This window comes from Pseudomonas sp. MPFS (genome assembly GCF_022537035.1).
GTDB lineage: Bacteria > Pseudomonadota > Gammaproteobacteria > Pseudomonadales > Pseudomonadaceae > Aquipseudomonas > Aquipseudomonas sessilinigenes.
Window position 1 is genome coordinate 2,716,231 of the sequence record NZ_CP066123.1, and the last position, 21,116, is coordinate 2,737,346.

General features: G+C 61.0%; 24 protein-coding genes. 14 read left to right on the forward strand and 10 right to left on the reverse strand.

Annotated elements, in window-relative coordinates; translation table 11 throughout:
* The first annotated feature begins 4 nt into the window (after positions 1 to 4).
* From I9018_RS12810 to I9018_RS12820, 3 genes are all read left to right on the forward strand, one after another.
* Positions 5 to 2,224, forward strand: coding sequence for a GNAT family N-acetyltransferase (locus tag I9018_RS12810; protein ID WP_241109671.1), 2,220 nt, complete (start codon positions 5 to 7; stop codon positions 2,222 to 2,224).
* The gene (locus tag I9018_RS12815; protein WP_241109672.1) at positions 2,217 to 2,636 is read left to right on the forward strand and encodes an ASCH domain-containing protein; all 420 of its coding nucleotides are present in this window, start codon (positions 2,217 to 2,219) and stop codon (positions 2,634 to 2,636) included. The genes I9018_RS12810 and I9018_RS12815 overlap by 8 nt, the downstream gene beginning before the upstream one ends.
* 127 nt (positions 2,637 to 2,763) lie before the next feature.
* Positions 2,764 to 3,216 carry a hypothetical protein gene (locus I9018_RS12820; protein ID WP_241109673.1) on the forward strand — a complete coding sequence of 151 codons (453 nt, stop codon included), beginning with the start codon at positions 2,764 to 2,766 and terminating at the stop codon, positions 3,214 to 3,216.
* Positions 3,217 to 3,576: 360 nt separating this feature from the next.
* On the opposite strand, the gene I9018_RS12825 is transcribed toward I9018_RS12820, so the two are convergent.
* From I9018_RS12825 to I9018_RS12855, 7 genes are all read right to left on the reverse strand, one after another.
* Positions 3,577 to 3,858: a fructose-bisphosphate aldolase gene (locus tag I9018_RS12825; protein WP_241109674.1), complete on the reverse strand. Its 282-nt coding sequence runs from the start codon at positions 3,856 to 3,858 to the stop codon at positions 3,577 to 3,579.
* A 396-nt stretch (positions 3,859 to 4,254) separates the two neighbouring features.
* Positions 4,255 to 4,605, reverse strand: a complete 351-nt coding sequence (locus I9018_RS12830) for a YkvA family protein (RefSeq protein ID WP_241109675.1) — start codon at positions 4,603 to 4,605, stop codon at positions 4,255 to 4,257.
* A 207-nt stretch (positions 4,606 to 4,812) separates the two neighbouring features.
* Positions 4,813 to 5,772, reverse strand: coding sequence for a DMT family transporter (locus tag I9018_RS12835; RefSeq protein WP_241109676.1), 960 nt, complete (start codon positions 5,770 to 5,772; stop codon positions 4,813 to 4,815).
* Between the two features lie 40 nt (positions 5,773 to 5,812).
* Entirely contained in the window at positions 5,813 to 6,001 is a 189-nt protein-coding gene (locus tag I9018_RS12840) for a hypothetical protein (protein ID WP_241109677.1), read from the reverse strand.
* Positions 6,002 to 6,404: 403 nt separating this feature from the next.
* The gene (locus I9018_RS12845; RefSeq protein ID WP_053128943.1) at positions 6,405 to 7,232 is read right to left on the reverse strand and encodes a sulfite exporter TauE/SafE family protein; all 828 of its coding nucleotides are present in this window, start codon (positions 7,230 to 7,232) and stop codon (positions 6,405 to 6,407) included.
* Positions 7,229 to 8,506, reverse strand: a complete 1,278-nt coding sequence (locus I9018_RS12850) for an FAD/NAD(P)-binding oxidoreductase (RefSeq protein ID WP_241109678.1) — start codon at positions 8,504 to 8,506, stop codon at positions 7,229 to 7,231. Before I9018_RS12850 ends, I9018_RS12845 begins: the two co-directional genes overlap by 4 nt.
* Before the next feature lie 26 nt (positions 8,507 to 8,532).
* Positions 8,533 to 9,417 (reverse strand): MBL fold metallo-hydrolase, encoded by an 885-nt coding sequence (locus I9018_RS12855; protein WP_068578323.1) that lies wholly within the window; start codon positions 9,415 to 9,417, stop codon positions 8,533 to 8,535.
* A 253-nt stretch (positions 9,418 to 9,670) separates the two neighbouring features.
* On the opposite strand from I9018_RS12855, the gene I9018_RS12860 reads away from it, so the two are divergent.
* Complete coding sequence (locus I9018_RS12860) at positions 9,671 to 10,984, forward strand: sigma 54-interacting transcriptional regulator (RefSeq protein ID WP_022643956.1); 1,314 nt, start codon at positions 9,671 to 9,673, stop codon at positions 10,982 to 10,984.
* Between the two features lie 135 nt (positions 10,985 to 11,119).
* Here the strand turns inward: I9018_RS12860 and I9018_RS12865 are convergent, their stop codons facing one another.
* Positions 11,120 to 11,650: an N-acetyltransferase gene (locus I9018_RS12865; protein WP_241109679.1), complete on the reverse strand. Its 531-nt coding sequence runs from the start codon at positions 11,648 to 11,650 to the stop codon at positions 11,120 to 11,122.
* 178 nt (positions 11,651 to 11,828) lie between these two features.
* On the opposite strand from I9018_RS12865, the gene I9018_RS12870 reads away from it, so the two are divergent.
* The 4 genes from I9018_RS12870 (at position 11,829) to I9018_RS12885 (ending at position 14,740) form a co-directional block, all read left to right on the forward strand.
* On the forward strand, positions 11,829 to 13,328 hold the full coding sequence (locus I9018_RS12870) for a helix-turn-helix transcriptional regulator (RefSeq protein WP_241109680.1): 1,500 nt from the start codon (positions 11,829 to 11,831) through the stop codon (positions 13,326 to 13,328).
* Between the two features lie 135 nt (positions 13,329 to 13,463).
* On the forward strand, positions 13,464 to 13,715 hold the full coding sequence (locus I9018_RS12875) for a CsbD family protein (RefSeq protein WP_022643959.1): 252 nt from the start codon (positions 13,464 to 13,466) through the stop codon (positions 13,713 to 13,715).
* Between the two features lies 1 nt (position 13,716).
* Entirely contained in the window at positions 13,717 to 13,977 is a 261-nt protein-coding gene (locus tag I9018_RS12880; protein WP_053128959.1) for a DUF1652 domain-containing protein, read from the forward strand.
* Positions 13,978 to 14,122: 145 nt separating this feature from the next.
* The gene (locus I9018_RS12885; RefSeq protein ID WP_068578340.1) at positions 14,123 to 14,740 is read left to right on the forward strand and encodes a trimeric intracellular cation channel family protein; all 618 of its coding nucleotides are present in this window, start codon (positions 14,123 to 14,125) and stop codon (positions 14,738 to 14,740) included.
* Positions 14,741 to 14,797: 57 nt separating this feature from the next.
* Here the strand turns inward: I9018_RS12885 and I9018_RS12890 are convergent, their stop codons facing one another.
* On the reverse strand, positions 14,798 to 16,189 hold the full coding sequence (locus I9018_RS12890; RefSeq protein WP_068578312.1) for a HAMP domain-containing sensor histidine kinase: 1,392 nt from the start codon (positions 16,187 to 16,189) through the stop codon (positions 14,798 to 14,800).
* Positions 16,167 to 16,850 (reverse strand): response regulator transcription factor, encoded by a 684-nt coding sequence (locus I9018_RS12895; RefSeq protein ID WP_053128966.1) that lies wholly within the window; start codon positions 16,848 to 16,850, stop codon positions 16,167 to 16,169. The genes I9018_RS12890 and I9018_RS12895 overlap by 23 nt, the downstream gene beginning before the upstream one ends.
* Before the next feature lie 180 nt (positions 16,851 to 17,030).
* Here I9018_RS12895 and I9018_RS12900 point away from each other — a divergent pair, with 180 nt between their 5' ends.
* From I9018_RS12900 to I9018_RS12925, 6 genes are all read left to right on the forward strand, one after another.
* Positions 17,031 to 17,381 (forward strand): hypothetical protein, encoded by a 351-nt coding sequence (locus I9018_RS12900; RefSeq protein WP_068578310.1) that lies wholly within the window; start codon positions 17,031 to 17,033, stop codon positions 17,379 to 17,381.
* 40 nt (positions 17,382 to 17,421) lie between these two features.
* Complete coding sequence (locus I9018_RS12905; RefSeq protein ID WP_068578307.1) at positions 17,422 to 17,817, forward strand: hypothetical protein; 396 nt, start codon at positions 17,422 to 17,424, stop codon at positions 17,815 to 17,817.
* A gap of 854 nt (positions 17,818 to 18,671) precedes the next feature.
* Complete coding sequence (locus I9018_RS12910) at positions 18,672 to 19,205, forward strand: spore coat U domain-containing protein (RefSeq protein WP_346780101.1); 534 nt, start codon at positions 18,672 to 18,674, stop codon at positions 19,203 to 19,205.
* Positions 19,206 to 19,254: 49 nt separating this feature from the next.
* Positions 19,255 to 19,770 carry a spore coat U domain-containing protein gene (locus I9018_RS12915; RefSeq protein WP_124346573.1) on the forward strand — a complete coding sequence of 172 codons (516 nt, stop codon included), beginning with the start codon at positions 19,255 to 19,257 and terminating at the stop codon, positions 19,768 to 19,770.
* 55 nt (positions 19,771 to 19,825) lie between these two features.
* Entirely contained in the window at positions 19,826 to 20,308 is a 483-nt protein-coding gene (locus tag I9018_RS12920; protein WP_241110139.1) for a spore coat U domain-containing protein, read from the forward strand.
* A 20-nt stretch (positions 20,309 to 20,328) separates the two neighbouring features.
* Complete coding sequence (locus I9018_RS12925; RefSeq protein WP_241109681.1) at positions 20,329 to 21,111, forward strand: molecular chaperone; 783 nt, start codon at positions 20,329 to 20,331, stop codon at positions 21,109 to 21,111.
* Positions 21,112 to 21,116: the final 5 nt, after the last annotated feature.

Genomic DNA, 21,116 nt, shown 5'->3' on the forward strand with positions numbered 1-21,116 from the left:
GTGAATGACATTGATGTGGGTGGCACATTTGAAGTCTATTTTTGTATTTGTAAAAGATTTCAAATGTGCTCGTAGGTGGTTTGATTTTTTGTTAAATAAGAATGGATATTGGCTCGCAATGGAATATGCAATTTTAAAAAAATCTAATGAAACTTTAGGTTATGTTGCTCAGGTTTCTGCTATTGCGGATAAAAATAAGGGGGCTTTTGGTTTTTTATCCAATTCAGCATACGATCAAATGGCCTCGAAGGGGCAGTTGTGGATTGCCGTTAATTCTGCGGGGATGTTGAAAGGGTATTTAATGTTTGGTGGTACTATGCCAACCCTTAAGGTCTTTCAGATATACGCTTGTGAAACGACTAAAGGACATGGGGTTGGTAAACAGCTAATAGATGCATTGAAAGAATTTGCAGGTAGTAAAAATTATCACTCTATTGTAGCAAGAGTTGCCTCAGATTTACCTGCCAATAGTTTCTGGGAGAAAGTAGGCTTTTCAGTATATGGGCAGGTTAAAGGCGGGGAGACAACGAAGCGAATAATAAATATTAGGGGGTATGCGCTTGAAGATAACGATCTTTTTGGTGGGGTAGGTAAAGAGCAATCAGGTGTCCAGCCGATCGGGCCAGTATTAGAACGCCCAATTTATGCGTTGGATCTTAATTTATTGCTTGATGTGTTCAAGGCAAGACCTGGTTATAAGAAAGTAGTAAAAATAATGCAGATTGGTTTTCAGGGTGGATTCTCAATTTGTATTACACCTGAATTTAAAAAAGAGCTTGAACGTCAATCAGCTAACTTTTCAGATGATCCTATTTTGAGGTTGGCGGAGGTTTTTCCTGAACTGAAGGCCGATTTTGATATAGCTGGGATTGCCGAATCTTTAAAGTCCATTGTTTTTCCCGCGCGAGCACCGAATCGTAAGTCCGCACAGAATGATGAGTCTGACCTAATGCATTTGGGGTATTGTATATCGGCAGGCATAGGTGGTTTTATTACGCGAGAAAAAGCCTTGTTAAGGGCTTGTGATGAAATTAAAGATAAGTATGGTATGGCAATTATTTCTCCTGATGAGATCATTTTAGATGATAGTGAGTTGTCAGGTGTTTCCAGTCCATTAAATTCGGATTTTTCGTTTGCTATTTCATTACTGACGGATGAGGTGAAAGGCTTCCTTGGTGGCTTCTCGCTGCAAGATGCTATCGCTGACTTGTTAGTTTCTGCCTCTCCTATTAAGTCGGCAGCTAGTGTCTATGAAGCACGATTGGATGGTCGCCTATTTGGAGTTTACTTCTTTCAGAAGCCATTAAAGGTAAAAGGTGTTGCAGTGGCTGCTCTGTACATAGATGAAAGCTGCCCGCAATCTATTGCTGCTATAGACCATTTCTTGGAAATGGCTTTGAGATATAAGTGTGGGTTTTCTTACCGTTTGGATCTCTATATAGGGAAAGGTCAAGATCTAACAGAGGGAACTCTTCTAAAGAAAGGTTTTTTTAAGTCTTCTGATCACTTCGTAAAATTAATTAGTATTGTGTTTTTAGATGGAAAAAACTGGGGGCGCTTTACAAAAGATGTCAAGTCGCTTTGTGGTTTTTCTATGCCGGAAAAGCTTCCATCAAAAAAGGAGCTGCAAAATACTGGGATTTGCCTTGCTGACTCCAATAATAAAGTTGAAGTGTTTTCCTGGTTCGATTTTGAGAGTGTTATTGGGCCAAGATTTATATTGACCTCTGATCGAGACTGTATATTGGTTCCCATTCGAGAGAATTTTGCTAATGGCTTGATTGGGAATGTCAAAAATCAGCTATCTCTACTGTCTAGTCATGACAAAGTTCTTTTGCTTGAAAAAGCATACTTTCGCTCATCTATTAAGGCGTCAAGCTTTAAAAAAGGGGGGGTTGTTGCTTTTTACGTTTCTGGTAGTAAGAGCATTCAAGAACTCATTGGGTTTGCGCGAATCACTTACTCAGATGTAATTAGCATTGATGAGGCAACCGTTAAAGTGGATAGGCAGGGTGTCCTATCTCGTGGTGAGCTTGCTAGTATTGTTGATAGTTCTGGTAAGGTGCATGTGTTTACGTTTGATAATTTTTTAGAATTTGATAGAAGAGTCCCGTTTTTGAGGGCAAAAAAACTCGGGTTGATCAGTGATGCAAATCTTGTTTCTCCTGAAAAAATAAGCTTTGAAAAGTTAAAGGTTCTTATTGGAGAAGCTTTTAATGATTGATGCAATTATATCCATCAAGCCTAGACATGTGGAAAATATACTGTCTGGAAAAAAAACGGTAGAACTTAGAGTGAGGAGCATGAATTTGCCTGCTGGTTCTCGGCTATGGGTTTACTCTACGCTTCCTGTTGGTAAGGTGGAAATGTTTGCAGAGGTTGATTTTGTTGAGTTGCTACCACCGAAGGATATGTGGAAAAAATACGGAAAGAACATATGTATACCAAAAAAAGAATTCGATGAGTACACGAGGTCGCGTGACCTTGTGGCAGCTATAGGATTGAGAAATATAAAAATGCTGGAGAAAGATATTTGTTTGGAAACGATGCGAAAATATGAGAAGGGCTTCCAGCCGCCTCAGTTTTTCTCAAAGCTTTACCCAGGAAGGGCTTTATGCTCAGCCTTTTGTATATAGTCTATTTTTACGGCCAAACATTCATATTTACGCCGAATTATTAATTTATAGAGGCTTTTAAGGTAATTGTTCTGTTTCTATAGAGAGTGGTTTTGGGCTGATTAATGTTCATCAGTTGAGGGTGTACATGAAGGAATATTATTTGGCTCAAGGCTTTATGGCAGAAGAAAGGATGCAGTTCCTTGTTGAACTAGATGAACAGCTTCTTCAGGGTGGGGTAATAATATCAGAGTGGGCTGCTTTTTTGATAAGGGATGCAGATGTCGCTTTTGTTAATGAGGTAAATTTATCATGTGTCATTGTTTCCTTGGCTGCGATAGAAGCGTATTTGCGATCAGAAGATGTTTCTGGTAGTAAGCGATTTGTAGATTTAATTATTAGTTCCAATCTTGATGAAGAGATTAAGGCGGAACTGCATGAGCTGCGAAAATATAGAAATAAATTGGTTCATGTTGCTGCCCCGTGGGAAGATAAACTCTTGCTTGACTCGCCCGAATTATTTGAGAAAGAAGTCGAGCAAATAGCTCGTCGTAGTATAGTTGCTCTTCGTCGCACCCTTTATTCAAACCCCTTCATATAAGGTCTGAGATATCTGCACTGATCTGATGAAAGACTGGTCTGGCAGCAATTGTTATGCGAGAATTTTTTTAGCTCTTTACTTCCTGAGTTTTTGCTGGGGTGTTACAGATATAAGGGTGGGTCTAGTTAAAATATCAGTATTCAAGAGCTTCAGAATAGACCTGTGGTAAGCAGGTGGTAATAGTTTGTCGACTTCTCAAGTGTATGCTCATAACCTAAACGATATTTTCTCTGTGATAGCCATGAGGCCTAGATGTTACTGGGGAATTATGAATGTTTTGAGAAGCTTGGTATGACATTTGTTGCAATAACTTCAATAGAGCAAAAAAGCCGGCCAAGAGGCCGGCTTTTTTATTTCTGATCAGGTGAGAAAAGCTCGCGTCTCAATCACCGCCAACACATCCCGCACATCCTGCAGCAACAGTCGGGCGGTGTTGGTCACGGTGCCAATGTCCTTGTCGCTGGAGTCGCGCAGTCCAGCGCAGGCCATCAAATTCAGATAATCCAGCGTAGTGAGCAACCGCTCGCTGGCGCATGCATGCAGATCCTCTAGCGGGGCGTGGCTGTCGACAAACAGCACTGGTCCATCGCTGGCGATCGGGGTCAGGGGAATAAAGCGTTCAGAGTGATCCTGGGGATTCATGGTGTCGTCCTTTTCAAAAAATAGAAAAGTTGCCACCTACTGCTGCGAATCAATGGGGTGGCAGCTGTACGCGGGTTCGCAGACCGAGGAAAAGAGTAAACCCGGCAGGCCCGAAGGCCTCCCACGCACAGCCGCCATAAAGCGAAACGCAGGTGAGTGTGCCTGAGTTGTCATTGACGGTGTAGTTCGACTTTTCCGCTGAGGCTGCGAAACCCCATCACCGGCCAGGCCGGCGACGCCAAAAACTATAGGGATGCCGCGCACCAGGAACAACGGCGCCGCTGTAGGACGGATCCTGATTTGCGGTAGGGGCGGGCTGAGTTGCTGAGCTTGCCATGCATTCGATGCTGGCTCGCCTTGGCGCAGGTGCGGTGCGCTCCACTCCGCAGCGCCAGCTCAATCCCCCAACTCCCCAAACCACTCCACCAGCCGCCCAGCCGCTTGCTGCTTGACCTCCTGATTGATATGCGCCGCCACCGCCGCGATCGACAGGCTCAGCACGCCGAGGTCGTCGGCGTAGCCGATGCCGGGCAGTACGTCGGGGATAAGGTCCAGGGGCAGGACGAAGTAGCCCAGGGCCCCGTAGATGGTGCTTTTGGCCCAAGCCGGGGTTTCTGGGCGTTGGGCGGCGTAGTACAACCATAGGGCCTTGGTGATCAGGCTGCGGCCGACATGCAGGGCGTAGCGGCCGATCTTGCGCCAGAGGCAGCGGTGGAAGCTTTGTTCCAGGGCGGGGAGGGTGGCCATGGTGGACTCCTTGCGGGTAACGGGCGCCAGGTCATGGTGGCTGCTGCGTCTGTGCGCTGGCAGCGGAGAGGCTTTCCCTGGGAAGTCCCGGCAGCCAATGTTCTTCAGATGGATCTGGCGCAAGCCCGCTGCTGACTCTGTAGGTCCCGCGCCCATCAAAAACCGAGCCCCTGCGCCAGCCTGTTCACCGTGGGCGGCTGCTCGCCGCTAGGCCCGCACGCTCGCTCCCGCCCGTTGATGTTGCGCCATGACCCTGACGGCAATCGAGGCGCCGCTCAGCAAGGCGATGATGCCCAGGGTTTCAAGGCCCGTGGGTAAACGCTGCTCGGCGATCAGGCCAAACGCCGCGGCAAAGAGGGTTTCGACCGAGATCAGTTGGCCGGACAAGGCCATGGGTAACCGCTGGCTCGCAAAATTCCAGGCCCAGGCGCCACCCACGGACGCGACACAAGCCAAGGCCGAGGCGGCGGCGAGCACCGGCAGGGTATTGTCCAGGCGCCACTGTACATCGGGGGCGCTGTACAGGTTGAACGTGAGCCCGAAGGGCACGAAGAGCACCACGCTCAAACCCGCCCCCACCATCATCAGCCCGGTCCAGAGGCCTGAGGAAATGTACGGCAGCCGTATCAGGAGCACTTGGTTCAAGAGGCAGAAGATCAACCAGGACAGGGTGGCGCCAACCGCGTAGCCGACCGCTTGCAGGTAGGTGGACAGATCGCCGTCCAGTACCCCCGCGAAGGCGCCGTAGTTGGTGGCGACCAGCCCCAGCACCGCCAGCAGCACCGGTACGCAGAGGGCGCGCCAGGAGACCGTGGGCTCGATCAGGTTGCCGATGAGAGCGACCATGATCGGCGCCGCGCTTAAAAACGCTGGCGCGATGATCGCGCCGCCGTTGAGCACACTGCCCATGACGCACCCGATATACAGGGTGTAGCCCACCACCCCGAGCAGCGCGGCGGTGACCATGGCGCGTCCGTTCAAGCGCGCAAGGCCTTGCCGGTAGAGGCGCAGCATCGCCAGGCCAATGGCGCCGGAGACGATGAAGCGCAAGGTGATGAAGTCGAACGTGCCGAAGTCGCCCATCAGGTAGGGCGACAGAAAGTTCAGCGCCCAACTGAAGGTGGCGAAGAGGGCTGCGGCCACGCCTATGGCATAAGACTTCGACATTCCTGCTCCTCGAGGATGACTGACCACGATCGGGGCGTTGCTAGATAATCGGGCCGCAATGCCTGGAGGTGCGAATTTCCTCGCCGTCGTCGATATCGGTGAACGGCGAGCCGCAGGCCGTCTGGGTGGGTTTGCCCCAGTTGACGCCCATTCCCAGGCCGCCACCGCTTTCAGACTCTCCTTCGAACAGGGTTTTGTCCAGCCGTGAGCGCCAATCCAGAAAGCGCATGGTCACCGCCAACCGCGCCTGGAGTGGTCCCGGCAACAGCGGCTCGGAGCGGTGCCACAGGCATTTGCTGAAGAACAGTACATCGCCCAGCGCGAAATCGTCCTGGGTCTGATGTTCCTCGAATATTTCCGTCAGCAGGCTCGGTGTGTTGAAGATGCCTCTTAGGTGCGCAGAGAAATCCTCGACCTAGAGGTTAGCGGCCATCTTCCTTCACTAGGCAATGATCTGTGTCTTAAGTCAGGGCAAGCATTGTCGTCTCCTTTCGAATCTCCAGGCTCAAGGGTGCGGCATTCTGGGCTTGGCTATTAGACCCACGGCGACTGTTTTGCGCACTGAGGCGAATTTGCCGGTAATGACCGAGCCAGCCCGCCACAGGCCATCACCCGTGGCGGGCCGGGATGCTTCAGTGGGGCAACAGGCCCAGGGCCCCGCCGGCCAGGAGCAGGGCGGCGCAGATGCCGGTGACGGCGAACAGTTGCTGCAGCCGTGGCCCGGCCAGGTGGCTGGCGATCTGGCGGCCGAGCACCAGGCCCAGCACCGCGCCGAGGGCGAAGGGCGCGCCCACCGCCCAGTGCATCACGCCGCTGAGGCTCGCGGTAACCACGCTGCCCAGGGACACCAGGGCGATCACCGCCAGGGAGGTGGCGACGATGCTCTTGCTGTCCAGGTTGGTGTAGCGGCTCAACGCCGGGATGATCACGAAACCGCCACCGACCCCCAGCAGCCCCGAAAGCAGGCCGGAGAGCAGGCCGGTGAAGGTCAGCGCCCGGGCGCAGGGCAGGGTCCAGCGCAGTCGGCCCTGGGCCGGGTTGAGCACGCAGGGCTGGAACGCCGGGCGCGGCGCCGGCCGGCCCTGTTTCAGCTCCAGGCTGGCCTTGCGCAGAATGCGCCCGCAGGCGTACAGCAGCACCAGGGCGAACAGCAGGGCCAATGGCAGGTTCGGCAGGCGATGGGCCAGCCACAGCCCCAGCGGCGCCATGAGGATGCCGATACCGGCGACGAACCCCGCGGCGCGATAACGCACGATGCCCTGGCGCAAGCCGAGGATGGCCCCGACGCTGGCGGCCAGGCCCACCGCCAGCAGGCCGATGGGGGCGGCCTCGACCATACTCAGGCCGAGGCCGAACACCAGCAGCGGCACCGCGAGGATGCCGCCGCCGGCCCCGGTCAGGGCCAGGATCGCGCCGATGATCGCCCCCAGGCCCGCACCCAGCAGACTGTGTTCATTCATGCTTGGGAGGTGTCCGTGGCCAGGGTCGGGTGCGCGAGCCATTCGTGGCCCTTGAGCATGCCGCGCCAGTACAGCGGCGGCAGGATCATCTCCTTCAGCCACCAGGCGCGCCGGGTCGGCTGGCGCCCGTCCAGCAGCCAGGCGGGAAAGCTGGGGGCCAGCTTGCCGCCGTAGGTGAATTCGGCGAGGACGATCTTGCCCCGTTCCACGGTCAGCGGGCAGGAGCCGTAGCCGTCGTAATGTGCCAGCCGGGTCAGGCGCTTGAGGGCCACCAGCACGTTGTTGGCCACCACCGGCGCCTGCTTGCGCGCGGCCGCGGCGGTCTTGGCATTGCTGGTGTTGGTGGCGTCGCCCAGGCCGTGGATATTGGCGAAGCGCTTGTGGCGCAGGCTGTGGAGGTCGACGTCGACCCAGCCGGCGGCGTCGGCCAAGGGGCTCTGGCGAATGAAGTCCGGGGCGCACTGCGGCGGCACCACGTGCAGCATGTCGAATGGCCGTTCCAGGGTTTCCTGGGTGCCATCGGCCAGGGTGCGGACGAAGGTCGCGCGCTGGGCCGGGCCGTCCACCGCTACCAGGTTGTGGCCGAAGTCCAGGTCGATGGCGTACTTCTTCACGTATTCCATCAACGCCGGCACGTAGTCGGCGACGCCGAACAGTACGCCGCCGGCGTTCATGAAGCGCGGCTTGATCGCGCCCAGGCGGCCCTGGCGCAACCAGTGATCGCAGGACAGGTACATGGCCTTTTGCGGCGCGCCGGCGCACTTGATCGGCATCGGCGGCTGGCTGAACAGCGCCTGGCCCTGTTGCAGTTGCTGCACCAGCTCCCAGGTGTAGGGCGCCAGGTCGTAGCGGTAGTTGGAGGTCACGCCGTGCTTGCCCAGGGCTTGGGGCAGGCCGTCGATGGCTGCCCAGTCGAGCTTGAGGCCGGGGCAGACGATCAACTGGTCATAGGCCAGCACGCGCTCGTCGGCCAGCACCAGGGCATTGTGCTCGGGCTCGAAGCGGCTGACCGCCTGGCGCAGCCACTTGACCCCCTTGGGCATCAGCGAGGCCATGTCGCGGCGGGTGGATTCGGCGCTGAACACCCCGGCGCCCACCAGGGTCCAGCCGGGTTGGTAGTAGTGGGTGTCGGCGGGGTCGATGATCGCCACGTCCAGGTGGGGATCGCGGGACAGCAGGCTGGCGGCGACGGCGATACCGGCGGCACCGCCGCCGACGATCAGCACCTGGTGGCTGCCGTCGACGGCACGCGGGGCAGGGTGGATGGGACGCATGGCAAGGTCTCCGTATGGAGTAATCGTTATAGGGTGTTCAGGGGGATCTTCAGGTAGCTCACGCCGTTGTCCTCGGGCTCGGGGAAGTGCCCGCTGCGCATGTTGACCTGCACCGAGGGCAGGATCAGCACCGGCATGTCCAGGGTCGCGTCACGGGCTTCGCGCATCTTCACGAAGCTGTCCTCGTCAACGCCCTGGTGGATGTGGATGTTGTTGGCCCGCTGTTCGGCCACGGTGGTCATGTATTGCAGCTCGCGGCCGTTGGGCAGGTAGTCGTGGCACATGAACAACCGCGTTTGCGGTGGCAGGGCCAGGATCTTGCCGATGGAGCGGTACAGGGTTCGCGCGTCGGCACCGGGGAAGTCGCAGCGGGCGGTGCCGTAGTCGGGCATGAACAGGGTGTCGCCGACGAAGGCCACTTGCTCTTCGCCCACCTGCACCAGGTAGGTCATGCACGCCGGGGTGTGCCCCGGGGTGTGCATGGCCCGGGCGGTGAGCTGGCCAATGGCGAACTCGCTGCCGTCGGCCAGCAGCACGTCGAACTGGCTGCCGTCGCGGGCGAACACCGGGGCTTCGTTGAACAACGCGCCGAAGACTTTCTGCACGCGGGTGATCTGGTCGCCGATGGCCACCTGGGCCCCGAGCTGCTCCTTGAGGTAGGCGGCGGCCGAGAGGTGGTCGGCGTGGACGTGGGTTTCCAGAATCCAGTCGACCTGCGCCTCCAGCTCGCGGACCCGGGCCACCAGGCGGTCGGCGGACTCGGTGCGGGTGCGGCCGGACTTGGGGTCGTAGTCCAGCACGCTGTCGATCAGGGCGCAGCGGCGCGTGGCGAGGTCCATCACCAGGTAGCTGATGGTCCAGGTGTGGCTGTCGAAAAAGGCTTCTACACGCAGCGTGTCGCTGATGATCATGGGGCACTCCGGCAATGAAGGGCGAGGGCAGTCTGCGCTGCCGCTCCTGCCTTGGACTGTCAATAAACGTGCCAACCCGGCATAGCGCCGGCCGGCACCCGTTACTGGGTGTGCAAGCTTGCCAAGGCCCTGCTCCGGGGCTTTGGGCGGGGTGACTGTCACCCGCAAGTGGCAGTGAGTTGGCAGTGAGTGGCAGAAAATGGCAGTGGCGGGCGCCTTGCTTTAAGCTTTCGCCATTGCCCTGGAGCCTGTCATGTCCCTGATCGCCACCGACCTTGCCAATTCGCGGATGTCTGCCCTGGTGTCCTACCTGGAGCACGATCCTCAACCGAGCATAGTGCTGGACACCGACTACAACATCATTGCCGCCAACGCGGCCTACCAGCGCCAGTTCGGCGTGGCCGGCAAGCCCCATGTGGGCGCCAAGTGCTACCGGGTGTCCCACCAGTTCGCGGTGCCGTGCGACCAGGCCGGCGAGCACTGCCCGATGCGCAAGGCCCACGACAGCCGAGTGCCGGAACGCATGCTGCACATCCACCACACCCCGCGCGGGCCGGAGCACGTGGATGTGGAGCTGCGGCCGATCATCGATGCCAGCGGGGCGGTGGTGGCCTATGTCGAGCGCTTGAGTTCGGTGGCGGTGGCCTCGGTGCAGCCACAGCAACATGGCCTGGTGGGGCGCTCGCCGGCATTCAATGAAGCCCTCGGCGCCCTGCAGCGGGCGGCGCCGGCGCCGATCCCGGTGCTGCTGCAAGGCGAATCGGGCACCGGCAAGGAGTTGTTCGCCCGCGCCCTGCATGACGGTAGCCCAAGGGCCGGTGGGCCGCTGGTGGTGGTGGACTGCACCGGCCTGACCGAGAGCCTGCTGGAAAGCGAGCTGTTCGGTTACGAGAAGGGCGCCTTCACCGGGGCCCTGCAACGCAAGATCGGCCTGGCCGAAGCGGCCCACGGCGGCACGCTGTTCCTCGATGAAATCGGCGAGGTGCCGCTGGCGATGCAGGTCAAGCTGTTGCGGTTGATCGAGTCCGGCAGTTTTCGTCCGGTGGGCAGCCTGCGCACCGTGCATTCGGACTTTCGCCTGGTGGCCGCGACCCACAAGCCGCTCAAGGAAATGGTCGCGGCCGGCACCTTCCGCCAGGACTTGTACTACCGCATCAGCGCCTTCCCGATCCGCCTGCCGGCCCTGCGCGAGCGCAGCGACGACCTGCCGCTGTTGATCGACAGCCTGCTGCGCCGGCTCGACCCGGGGGCGATGCTGCGGCTCGATCCGCCGGCCCTGGAGCAACTGCGGCTGTACGCCTTCCCGGGCAATATCCGCGAGTTGCGCAATATCCTGGAGCGGGCGCGGTTGTTCAGCGACGACGGGGTGATCCGCCTGCAGGACCTGCCGCCGGAGCTGCGCAGTTCCCAGCCTGCGGCCCCGGTGGCCCGGCGTCGCGGCGGCAAGGACCTGGAGCAACTGGCCCACGCCCTGGAAGTGTTCGACGGCTCGCGCGCCGAACTGGCCAAGGCACTGGGCTTGAGCGAACGCACCCTGTACCGCCGGCTCAAGGCCTTGGGCCTGTAAGCCGCGAGACATCGCTTCGTGTAGCCGCTGCCGCAGGCTGCGCATGGGCGCGTAGCGGCCGTCAGAGGGTGGTTGGCCAGGCGCTGGCTGGAAGGCCCGGCGGGCCTTGGCGCAGCTTTGCAGGCTCAGCAGCGGCTACAGGCTGGGGGCGGGGAGGTCGCGGGCCATGACCCACATGCCGATCTGTTCCAGGTCGGTGCTGAAGGGTACTTCGCCAACCTGGCGCAGGCCGGCGCTTTCATAGAAGCGCCGGGCGCCGGCGTTGCTCTTGAGCACGTCCAGCCACAGGCAGCGCGCGCCGCCCTGGCTGGCCCGTTGCAACACGTGGTCCAGCAGCACCCGGCCATGGCCCTGGCCGGCCTGGGACTTGAGCAGGTAGATCTTCTGCAGCTCGGCCCCGATCCTATCGCTGCCGGGCATGGGCCGGTTCCAGTTGAGCTTGGCGAAGCCGATGGGCACCTGCTGCGCGTCCAGGGCCAGCAGCCACAGATGCTGGTGCCGGGCGGCCAGGGATTGCTCCAGTGCCTGGGGCGCGAAGTCCTGGTCGAGAAAACGCTGCATGCCCTCGGCGCTCCAGATCGAGGCGAAATGTTCGCGGTAGGTGGCGCGGCCTATGGTTTGCAGGGCTTCCAGATCGTGCTGCTCGGCTTCTCGGATGGTGATCATGCTGCACTCCTTGCCAGGTCGGGGTGGCGCAGCTTACTTCGAGCCAGCGTGCCAGGGCCAGAGTGATGGACCAGAGTGCCAGGGCGCAATGCCGGGGCACGATGGCGCCGGCCCGTGGTCGTAATGGCAGTTGCCCTTGTCCCTTGCCCGGCCATTGCCGTGGCCTTCAGGAGATGCCATGAGCCAGGCCGTACTTGCCACCGAAACCAATCGCCGCCAATTGCAGCAGATCATCTCGGGCCTGTCCGACGGGGTGATCCTGATCGAGACCGACAAGGCCAGGAGCCTGCTCTGGGCCAATGAGGCGGCACTGGCCATGCACGGGGTCAGCCAAGTCAGCCAGCTGGGCGCCAATGCCCGGGAATACGCCAAGCGTTATGCCTTGCGCTATCGCAACAACCATCCCCTGGCCCTGGACAGCTACCCCATCAGCCGGGTGGCCGCCGGCGAGACCTTCAGCGATGTGGTGGTGGAGGTCCAGGCCGAGATCGAGGGTGAAGCCAGGCACTGGGTGCACCGGGTGCGCAGCATGATCCTCAGCGACCGCGGCGGCGCCCCGGAATCGCTGGTGCTGATTCTCAGCGATGCCACCGACTGGGCCAGCGCCGAGCAGCGCTTTGAGAAGACCTTCAGCGCCAACCCGGCGCCGGCGGTGATCTGCCGCCTCAGCGACCTGCGCTACATCAAGGTCAACCAGGGTTTCCTGGAAATGACCGGCTACGCCCGGGATCAGGTGATCGGCCGTTCAGTGTACGAGCTGGATGTGCTGGAGGACGCCGAGCACAAGGACCTGGCCATCGAGCGCCTGGGGCAGGGCGCGACCATTCCGCAGATGCAGGCCGAACTGCGCCTGCCCGAGGGCGGCAGCAAGCTGGTGATCGTCGCTGGCCAGCCGCTGGATATCAACGACGAAGACTGCATGCTGTTTTCCTTCATGGACCTGGAGCCGCGGCGCAAGGCCGAGGTCGCCCTGCGCCAGAGCGAGGAGCGCTTCGCCCGCTCGTTCCGCCTGACCCCGGTGCCGACCCTGGTGTGCAGCGCCGAGCAGCAGATCGTCGACGTCAACGAAGCCTTCCTCAACACCTGCGGCTACAGCAGCGAGGAACTGCTGGGCAAGACCCTCGACAGCATCGGTTTCATCGCCGAGCAGGCGGCGGCCCGGCAGTTGTTCAGCCAGCTGGAGAAGAGCGGCCACGTCATGGGCCAGGACCTCAAGGTGCGCAAGAAGGGCGCCGAGCTGATCGACTGCGTGGCCTACGCCGACACCGTGGTGATCCAGGACCAGCCCAGCTACCTGCTGGTGCTGATGGACATCAGCGATCGCAAGCGTTCCGAACTGGAGCTGGTGGGCGCCATCGAGGAGGTGATGCGCGACGCTTCCTGGTTCAGCCAGACCCTGATCGAAAAACTCGCCAATGTCCGCAACAGCCGTGGCCCCGGCGCCCCGGGCACGTCCTCGGCCGACCTGACCGCCCGCGAGCGTGAAGTCCTGGGGTTGCTCTACCAGGGCCTGGCGGACAAGGAGATCGCCGCCCAGTTGCAACTGGCCCTCAATACCGTGCGCAACCACGTGGCGACCCTGTATTCCAAGCTTGGCGTGCACAGCCGTGGCGAGGCCATCGTCTGGGCCCGGGAGCGCGGGTTGTTCGCTGGCACTCTGGTGGGTGGGCCGCGTTGAGCTGGTGCGCATGCACTAGTGCGGCTAGTGCATATGCGCCTTTTGCCAGGTGTTACGGGTTCTTAGGCTGTGAGTGTGCGCAGGTCCGTTGTTGGAATCTGGCGCCCGATCAACCACAGCGAAAGGACAATCGACATGGCTAGCGAACAGCTCAAGGGCAAGGTGGACAAGGCGGCAGGCAAGGCCCAGGCGATGGTGGGTGAACTGCTGGACGATGAGCCGATGCAGGCTCGGGGCATGGCCCGGGAAGCGGCGGGCCAGTTGCAGGAGCACTACGGCGAGGTGCTGGACCGGGGCTTGCGTTGGGCCCGGGAGCGCCCGCTGGCCAGCGTGGCGTTGTTGGCGGGTGTCGGCCTGCTGGCCGGTCTGTTGCTGCGGCGCCGCTGAGGTGCCCGGGGTGATTACCCAGGCGCAGCTACGGGCCTGTATCGAACAGCGCCTGGCGCCACTGGCTTGCAGCTTCACCACGGCGGGCGACGGCACCCTGACCCTGCGGGTGTTCGAGCCCCACAGCGGCCGGGTCGACCTGGTGGCCAGCGGGCTCAGCCTCAAGGCCCTGCGCAGCGAGGCCGATGTGGCGAAGATGATCGACGAGCTGCTCTATGAGCTGGACAGCAACTCCCTGGGGCGCATCGACCTGACGCCCTGAGCCTTCTCGATGGCGGCGCCGCCGGCGCTGGACTATAAGCAAAGGGTCGCTGGCCGCGCTCGCGGCCGGCCTTGCGAGTTGGCCCCATGCCCGCAACCTTTCCCTGCTCCGATCGTAGTGAACCGTGAACGCCCGGGTTCAGGGTGTGCCCGGTCGTTTGGACAATATCGTCCTGGTGGCGGATCTGGCCGGTACCGCGGTGTTCGCCGTGGAAGGCGCGATCAGCGCCATGCGCGCCCAGCTCGATCTACTGGGGGTGATGGTGATCGCCTTCATCGTCGCCCTTGGCGGTGGCGTCACCCGTGACCTGTTGATCGGCGCCAGCCCGCCCAAGGCGGTGGCCGACTGGCGCTATCCGGCCCTGGCCCTGGTGATGGGTGGGCTGGCCTTCGTGTTCCATGAAGGGGTGCTGGGGATTTCCGAGCCGTTGCTGATTCTGCTGGATGCGGCGGGGCTGGGGCTGTTCGCCGTGGCCGGCACGCAGAAGGCCCTGAACGTCGGCATCTCGTCGTTTGTGGCGACCCTGATGGGCACCGTGACCGGGGTCGGTGGCGGGGTGATCCGCGACATCGTGCTGGCGCGCATTCCCCTGGTCTTGCAGGTGGATTTGTACGCCAGCTCGGCCTTCATCGGCGCTGCCACCCTGATCCTCGCCCGACGCCTGGGGCTGGCGCCCATGGCATGCGCCTGGTTGGCCGGCAGTGCGTGTTTCGCCCTGCGCATGCTCTCGGTGCACTACGGCTGGCAATTGCCCCGGGCCTGATTGGCGTAGATCGCTGTGTGTAGCCGCTGCCGAAGGCTGCGCATGGGCGCGCAGCGGCTATTCGGTGATCAGGTTGGGGTGGCAGTCCAGGCTCAGGCGGGCGCCGCCGCGTTCGCTGGTGCCGACGTCGAGCTTGAAGCCGTGCAGGTCGACGATCGCCGCGACGATCGACAGGCCCAGGCCAAAGCCGCCCTGGGCGTTGTTTTCGTCGACCCGGTAGAAGCGCCGGAACACCGCGGCGCGCTCCGCCGGGGGAATCCCCGGGCCGGAGTCGAGCACTTCCAGGCGCGGGCTGCCGCCGTCGTCCAGGCCACGCAGGATCACCTCACCACCCGGCGGGGTGAACTTGATCGAGTTGCTCAACAGGTTGGCCAGGGCCTCGAACAGCAGCGCCCGGTCGCCGACCATGCGCGGCAGGCTTGGCGGCACCTCCAGCACCAGGCTCAGGCGGCCTTCCTCGGCCAGGGGCAGGTAGAAATCATGCAGCTCTTGCAGCAGCGGCAAGGGGTCGAGTTCGAGAAAACCCGAACGGCGCCGACGGTCTTCCAGTTCCGAGATCCGCAGCAACCCGCGAAAACGCGCCATCAGGGTGTCGGCTTCCGCCAGCAACTGGTCCATCTGCAACGCCTGGGGCGAGCCTTCCTCGGCCTGCTGCTGCAGGCGATAGAGCTGGGCCCGCAGGCGGGTCAACGGGGTGCGCAGATCGTGGGCGATGTTGTCGCACACACCCTTGACCTCATGCATCAGCCGCTCGATGCGTTCGAGCATGGCGTTGACGATGGCCGCCAGCATGTCCAGCTCGTCGCGCCGATTGGACAGCGGCAGGCGCCGGGTCAGGTCGCCGGCGACGATGGCGTCGGCACTGGCCTGGATCTGCCGGATGCGCCGCAACGGCCGGCGCCGCAGCAGGTGCCAGCCGGCCGCGCCGGGAATGATGGTCAGGGAAATCCCCCAGAGCAGGGCGTGGAGGATGATCCGGGTCACCGCGAACAGCGAGCCGTTGTCGCGCACCAGCACCAGCCAGCGGCCGTCGCGGGTCAGGGTGGCCACCGCATCGCAACTGTCCCGGGGCAGGCTCGGGTCGTCGGAGTCGATGCAGTTTTTCAGCTCGTGGATCTTGCCGTCCAGGGGCAGGTCCTCGGGGATCTCGCGGATTGGCCCGCTCAGTGGCCGGCGCTGGGCGTCGAACAGGCCGTAGGCGTCGATGGCGCGCATGTCGAAGGTCATGCTGGTGGCCAGGGCTTCCACCAGCTGCTCGCCCTCGAAGCGGGCGAACAGGTGCTGGCGCTGCATCAGCGAGTGCTTGGCCAGGCTGTCCAGGTAGTTGGAGACCTCGTAGTACAGCACCCCCATGAGGATGCAGCTCCAGGCCACGAACAGCGAACTGTAGAGCGCCAGCAGGCGGCTGCTGGAAGAGCGCCAGCCCTTAGAGGGGTTCAGCGATGACATAACCCGAGCCTCGCACGGTGCGGATCAGCGGGGCCATGCCGGGTGGGTCGATCTTCTTGCGCAGGCGGCCGATGTGCACGTCGATCAGGTTGGTCCCCGGGTCGAAGTGATAACCCCAGACCTCCTCGAAGATCATCATCCGCGAGAGGATCTGCCCGGTGTTGCGCATCAGGAATTCCAACAGCTTGTATTCGGTGGGCAACAGGCTCAGCAGTTGCTCGGCGCGGGTCGCCTCGCGGCTGATCAGGTTCAGCTCCAGGTCCGCCACCCGCAGGCTGGTGTCAAAATCCTTGACCGTGTTCTTGCGCCGCAGCAGCACCTCGACCCGGGCCGCCATCTCGTCGGAGGCGAAGGGCTTGGTCAGGTAGTCGTCGCCGCCGGCGCGCAGGCCGCGCACGCGTTCGTCGACATCGGACAGGGCGCTGATCATCAGGATCGGCGTCGACACGCCGATGGTGCGCAGGGTGGTGACGATGGCCAGGCCGTCCAACTCGGGCAGCATGCGGTCCAGGGTGATCAGGTCGTAGTCGCCGCTGACGGCGCGCACCAGGCCTTCGCGGCCGTTGTCCACCCAGTCCACGTCCAGGCCGTGGCTGCTCAGTTCAGCGACGATTTCCCGGGCCGTTACGGCGTCGTCTTCAATGGTCAGAATGCGGGTCATGGGCGAAGCACCTGTTGCAAGGGGTCATGGCACAGGAGGGCATTCTGCCAAGAAACCGCAGCCTGGATTCTAAAAAAACTTTCATCTATCGCACTCACCCCATCATGGCCAGTGAAATCCAGCGTCACTGGGCCAGAACGCTGATATCATCTGGCCACTTTTTTGCCAGGAGGCACGAGCATGGGCAGGGTGATCCAAATGGGCAGCAAACCCGCTTCATTGCTGTGCCTGGGCCTGCTCCTTTTGCTGGGCAGCAGCGTTGCGCTGGCGGGCAACCAGCCCTGTTCCGGGCGCAAGGGCGGCATCGCCCGCTGCGATGGCGAGTTGTTCCTGTGCCGCGACGGCTCCATCAGCGCCTCGAAGAAAAACTGCGCGCTGATGTTCGGCGAACCTGCGCCCAGCCCCCGGGCGCAACCGTTGCTGCGCGACGCCGAGGGTTGCAGTTGCGGCTCCGGCAGCTTTTGCACCGGGCCCAGGGGCGGGGTCTACTGCCTGACGCCCAGTGGCAATAAAAGCTACAAGCGGCGCTAGCCAAGCCGGCGCCGGATTCTTCCACTCGAGATTGTCGACGATGAACAAGACCTCCCGTTTCAAACGCCTGGGCCGGCTGCTGCTGGTGAGCCTGGTACTCAACAGCCTGAGCCAGATCCTGCTGGCATTACCCGCGGCCATCGCCCTGGTGGGCGCCGTGCCGCATTATGCCTGGAGCCTGTTGGTGACCACGGGCGTCAAGATCCTCCTGCTGACGCCGCTGACCGCCGTGATCCCGGGCCTCTTGATGCTCTTCGGCCTGCGCTTTGGCGCCTGGGCCTGCCTGCCGATGTGCATCCTGCTGATGATCCTGGGGCCCTGGCCTGGAACCAGCATCGGCCAGTTCCTGCTGGGTTACTGGATCATCGCCTTGCTGGGCCGCTTTGCCTGGCTCAAGGGGCGCGACCTGTACTACTACGCCCGCGCCAAGTCTTGATTCGTTCCGGGTTATCAAGCCGCTGCCAGCGAGTGTTGGGGGCGGCTTTTTTGTTTCGGCGCCTCGCTTGAGTCTCAAGGTTTGATGAGCGTGGGAGTGGAGCTGAAACTACCCGCCATCCGCTATCCAGTTGGCAACTTTCGGTGAGCGAAGGCTTCCGGGTGTTCAAATAAATTTAATGATCAGTGAGTGTAACTTTACAGTGCGCGTTCTTGTGCGCTGGGTAGACATTGTTTTGATGTTGTTTTTTTGTTGTGGGTGTTATTTGAGCATGTTGGTTTTCATGTAAAGAACGGTCCGGAAGATGGCGATTAAGAGCGTGGAAAGATAACAATCAGATAACATTTCAATAACATCGGCTTTGATTTTTTCATTGATTTTTTATCGTTTTTCGCTGCGAGTGATTGACCGTCCTGGCCCTGTTGGGCTGGATCAAGGGCTTGCGAGGGTATCGCATAAAGTGCTGGTCCAGTGATGAGCAATTGATTTATCTCTATGTTTTAAAAGCGAATTACCTGTTTGCCCAGGTGCTGTCCGCTCTCGGGATAAGTTGTGCGTTATGGCTTCGCGGGCGATGGTGAGTATTGGACGGGCGACGTCCACTCGATAATAAAATTCATGGGTGCACTATCGTTTATTCGAAGTAAGGCGTGTAGAGTTTTCGGGCGAACATTCCCGCTACCCATGTATCGTGGAGTGGGTGTCTTCGTTATTTTTTAGTCGAGGTCTTTACAGGTGTCGGCCACTGCGCATGCGGCTTCTCTGTGGGCGAAACATAATAAAAAGCTTATTGGACAACAATAAAGTTGCGTATTGACTTCCACTGTATAAAGAGGATCAAGGAGATGAATGGAGTGCTTCTGCCGATCATATCCCTGGGGGCGTTCCTGGGCCTGGTGTCGTTGCCTTCACTGGCGGGAACCCTGGTCGGCCAGGTCGGCGTGCGAATGGTCATCGGCGCCGGCTGTACCATTATCAACGGCAGTGTCAATGGCGGCGTCAACCAGTGGGGCACGCTCGATTTCGGCAGTCACGCCGATCTCACCAACGTGGTCGATGCCCAGACCGTGGGGGCTAATGGCAACATCCAGATCAAGTGCAGTACCGGCCTGACCCCAAGGCTGACAGTGGATGCCGGGCTGTATGCCAGCGGTGCCCAGCGCTTCATGCGCAGTACCACGACCGCCGCCAGTACCATCGCCTATGCCCTCTACTCGGACAGCGCCCGCAGTTCACCGATCCAGGTAAACATGCCGGTGAACATCGTCACCAGCGGCGCAGCCATCGACATCCCCCTCTACGGCCGCGTGGCTCCCACCGGACAGAGCACCACCACCCCAGCGGCAGGCACCTACACCGATACCTTGCTGGTCACCGTCGCCTGGTAGGACGCATCCACCGGGTCGCCAACGGGACCTGGGGGTCCAAGGAGGAGCGATGAACCTGAACCCTGTTCATCTGGCAGCCGTGTCCTGCCTGATTGGCTGGAGCCCGACCCAGGCCCAGGTTGCCACCATTACCCTGAAGGCCACGTTGCTCCCGGCCTGTGAGGCGGGGGCGGTCGACAGCGGCGGCCCCATCGGCTTCGGTACCCTGGATTTCGGCCAGTACGCTTCGCTGGACAACGCCATCAGCGTGACGGGGCAACAAGGGGCCGGCTCGATCCGGGTCAAGTGCGTCACTGGCCAGTCCTATTCCATCCGGCTCGATGGCGGCCTTCACGGCACGGTTGCCCAACGCAGGATGGCCAATGCGGCCAACGCCTCCAGTACCCTGATCTACAACCTGTACTCCGACCGGCCTGGGGGCACCGTCTGGGACGATGTGGTGGGCGTCAATGCTGTCGGCAATGGCAGTGACCAGTGGTATCCCATTCATGGGGTGGTGCCTGCGCAAGCAACGCCTGGCGCGGGTACCTATCGCGACACCGTCAACGTGACCATCGGCTGGTGATGCGATGTCCGGCCGTCGTCTGGCGCTGCTGGCGTTGCCGGCCTTGTTGGCCTCCATGGCCGTATGGGGCGATCCGTCGCCGATCAGCCGCGCCTTCCGGGTCCAGGCCATGGTCACCAATGGCTGTGCCTTCGGCACCCGCCTGAGCAACAACAACTACGACCTGGGGTTACTGGATTTCGGCACGCTGGGCAGCCTCGCCAGGCCGGTGGACATCGCCAGTGCCGCAGGAGCCGGCTCCATCGTGTTGACCTGCACCCCGGGCATGACGGTCTCGGTGGCCCTGGACAATGGGCTCAATGCCAGTGGCAGCCAGCGCTACTTGAAACACATCAGCGCCAACCAGAGGCTCGCCTATCAGTTGTATCAGGACCCGGCCTATTCCCGGGTCTGGGGTAGCGGGGCCCAGGCCCGGACCATCGTCGATTTCCCGCCCGGCACCCAGGTCTACCAGGTCTATGCCCGGCTCCTGGCCGCGGCCCGCATGCCGCCCGCCGGCAGCTACCACGACACCGTCACCGTCACCCTGGCGTTCTGAACCGTCCTGGAGGAGAGCCCATGCCCCGTTGCCCATTGGTGTCGAGCCCCGGTCATTGGCTGTTGGCCGGGCTGTTGCTCCTGTGCGGCCAGGCCCAGGCCGCCAGTGCAGTGCTCATCTGGCCGGTCAACCCGGCCATCGAGGCCGATCAGGGGGCCACCGCCTTGTGGCTGGAAAATCGCGCCAGCCAGCCGGTGACCTTGCAGGTGCGGGTGCTGGCCTGGACCCAGGAGCAGTTCCAGGACGTCTACCGCAGCCAGCAGGTGGTGATTCCCAGTCCGCCTTTCGCCACGGTCGAGGCCGGGCGCCGGCAATTGATCCGGCTGATTCGCCTGGGCGCCGCGCCCAGCGTGTCGGAGCAGGCCTACCGGGTGCTGATCGATGAAGTCCCCGACGGCTCCGGACCGGCGCCCAAGCAAGCTGGCCTGGCCTTGCAGTTCCAGATGCGCTACTCGATACCGCTGTTCATCAGTGCCGCAGGGATCTGGACCCAGCCACGGGCCGACCTGGACCGCGATCCCGCCAGCGCCACCCGGCCGCAGCTGGCCTGGCGCCTGGTGGAGGAGGGCGGCCAGCGTTACTTGCAGGTGCGCAATGACGGGGCGGTGCATGCACGGCTCAGCCGCGTGCGCTGGGAGGGCGCGGGGCGCAGCCTGCCGCTGCTGGATGGCTTGCTCGGCTACGTGCTGCCCGGCCAGCAGATGCGTTGGTTGCTGCCACCGGGATTGGCCCCGGGCAAAGGCATGAGCCTGATGCTGCAGTTGTCCGATAACGACGCGGTGGTCCGCGTTCCTGGTTACTGAGGCTG